This is a genomic window from Rhodopseudomonas sp. B29 (assembly GCF_000333455.1).
Classification (GTDB): Bacteria; Pseudomonadota; Alphaproteobacteria; order Rhizobiales; family Xanthobacteraceae; genus Rhodopseudomonas.
On the sequence record NZ_BADD01000237.1, the window covers coordinates 7,501 to 9,603 of the forward strand.

The window sequence follows — 2,103 nt, forward strand, 5'->3', positions numbered from 1 at the left end:
CAACGACTCCACCGTCGAAGCCGTCGCCGCGCTGTCCGATCTCGGGCGCTACGTTCCGGTCGACGTGCAGAGCCTCAACACTGTCGCCGAGGCCGCCGACACCAGCGACGACGACGAAGCCGACGACGGCACCGGCGTCCGGCTGTATCAGTCGATCTACGAAACCGCGCTGCGCAACAAGGTGCCGCAGTCGGTGATCGACGACATGATCAAGATCTACTCCTACGACGTCGACTTCCAGCGCCGCGTCCAGCCGGGCGATTCCTTCCAGGTGTTCTACGCCGGCGACGACGAGACCACCGCGGCGGTCGAGCGCAACGACGTGCTGTTCGCCTCGCTCACCGTCGGCGGCGAGACCAAGAAATACTATCGCTACCAGACCCCCGACGACGGCGTCGTCGACTACTACGACGAGACCGGCAAGAGCGCGAAGAAGTTCCTGGTACGCAAGCCGGTCAATCAGGCGATCATGCGCTCCGGCTTCGGCGGCCGCCGCCATCCGATCCTCGGCTACGTCAAGATGCACACCGGCGTGGACTGGGCGGCGCCCTACGGCACGCCGATTTTTGCCTCCGGCAACGGCGTGATCGAGACCGCCGGCTGGGAAGGCGGCTACGGCAAATACATCCGCATCAAGCACAATAACGGCTACGAGACCGCCTACGGCCACATGTCGGCTTTCGCCAAGGGCATGGAGCCGGGCAAGCGCGTCCGCCAGGGCCAGGTGATCGGCTTCATCGGCTCCACGGGTCTATCGACCGGCGCCCACGTCCACTACGAAATCCTGGTCAACGGCCGCTTCGTCGACCCGATGCGTGTCAAGCTGCCGCGCGGACGCTCGCTCGAAGGCACCATGCTGGCGTCGTTCGAAGGCGAGCGCGACCGCATCGACGGTATGATGAACAGCCGCGGCGGCGGCCGCATCGCCGAAGACCTGACGTCGTCGGCGCCGGTGCGAACGTCGGCGACGGCGCAGCGTAAAGCTGTGGCGAACACCAGCGCTCAGGACTGAGCCGGCTGACCTCGCTTAGAACGAGAGGCGCCTTGCGCCTCTTCCACCAATTTCGATTCCGTCAGAAGCAGACCCGCTCTAGGTGATGACCGCCGCGAAGTCGGGCTATGTTCCGCTCCGGGGACACGAGGGCGAATCGCTGACTCGTTCGCGGCGCGACTGCAAGGCGGCCCCCTTTCAGCTACACGGACTGAAAGCGGATGGTGATCGTCATGGGTGCGCCCAACAAGTCCGGCAGCAACGCGCGGCCACGAATTTCGCAAGCAACGATTCGCGGCATGGCAACCGCCAAGTCTTTCGAGCGCGGCCTCGAATACGCACACGACAACAGCGTATCGGACCTGATCCTGCGCGGCGACCGGCTGACCGCCGACGTTGAGGGCAGCGGCGTCGATCCCTACCGAGTATTCATTCGGCTGAGTACCGATGGCGTCGCGGGCGCATACTGTACCTGTCCATATGATGGCGTCGGATCCTGCAAGCACATCGTCGCGGTGCTGCTTCGATTTGCCGATGAACGAACCGCCGTGGTCGAGAGCCGACCGTTCGCCGAACTGCTCGCGGGCCTCGATCGTTCGCGTCTGATCGAACTCCTGGAGAAAAGGGCCGATATCGATCCGGGATTCGCGCTCTGGATCGAAGCAGAATTGGCGACGGAGTTGCCCACGCAGCGATATCGGCGCTCTGATGCCGCATCGCCAAAGGCCATCGATCCCACCCCGGTCGGTCGACAGGCCCGTGTCCTGCTCTCCGCGCGTCTTCGACATGAGTGGGACGACGATCGACCGACGGGCGATATCGAAGAGTTGCAGCACCTCGTCGACAAGGCAAAACCATTTCTCGAAGCGGGCGATGGCGACAACGCGCTGCGGATCATGCTGGCGATCTGCGAAGCCTTCGTCGACGAGTGCAGCGGAAGTTCCGCCGATACGGACGAGGACGCTTACGAGCTTTTCGCCGATCTCGGCGGTCTCATGGCGGAAGCGGCGCTGATGTGCGAACTCCCGCCAGACGAGCGCTGCGTCTTGATCGAGACGCTCGGCGATTTGCAGGATCAGCTCGATGACGACGGAAGCGAAGCCGCATGGACG

At 64.0% G+C, this 2,103-nt stretch carries 2 protein-coding genes (1 of these 2 only partly in view); both read left to right on the plus strand.

What is annotated here, in order from left to right; genetic code table 11:
- A protein-coding gene (locus I5M_RS08490) for a M23 family metallopeptidase (protein ID WP_040771619.1) crosses the window boundary here: on the plus strand, positions 1–1,012 show its 3' end. It extends 1,049 nt beyond the left edge of the window; 1,012 of the gene's 2,061 nt are visible here — the last part of the coding sequence; its start codon lies off the left edge, out of view; its stop codon occupies positions 1,010–1,012.
- 200 nt (positions 1,013–1,212) lie between these two features.
- Positions 1,213–2,103 (plus strand): SWIM zinc finger domain-containing protein (locus I5M_RS08495; RefSeq protein WP_022721004.1); only part of this gene is annotated, 891 nt, incomplete at its 3' end.